Annotated in this window: 1 protein-coding gene; it reads right to left on the bottom strand. The window is 75.6% G+C overall.

Annotated features, from left to right (window positions below):
• On the bottom strand, nt 1–316 hold a 316-nt coding region (locus DZA62_RS35345), incomplete at both ends, for a DUF222 domain-containing protein (protein WP_116953690.1).

The raw sequence follows: 316 nt of genomic DNA, 5'->3' as shown, positions 1-316 counted from the left end.
GCGTGGGGCGGCCAGCAGCTGCTGATCCGGCCGTCGCCGGGTGGTTCGTGGGGTCGGTGCAGGCGGCGAGTGCGGCCCAGCCGAGGTCGGCGAGGGCGTCGGCGCGGCGTTGGTCGCTGGTGCGGGTGGGGCGGCCGGTGGTGGTGTCGGTTCTTCTGGCGTGGGTGGCGGCTGTTGTGAGGGCGGTGTTGAGGGCGGTGGCGTCTTCGGCGGGGAGGAGTGCTTCGAGGTGGGTCATGCCGTCGGAGGCGGGGGTGACGGCGACGTAGCGGGTGTCGCGGGCGCGGCGGTGGCGTTCGGCCGTCTCGGCCGGTGC

It is taken from the genome of Jiangella endophytica (assembly GCF_003427025.1).
GTDB classification, from domain to species: domain Bacteria; phylum Actinomycetota; class Actinomycetes; order Jiangellales; family Jiangellaceae; genus Jiangella; species Jiangella endophytica.
The sequence above is the reverse complement of the archived record's forward strand: the minus strand, read 5'-3'. Positions and strand labels throughout refer to the sequence as shown.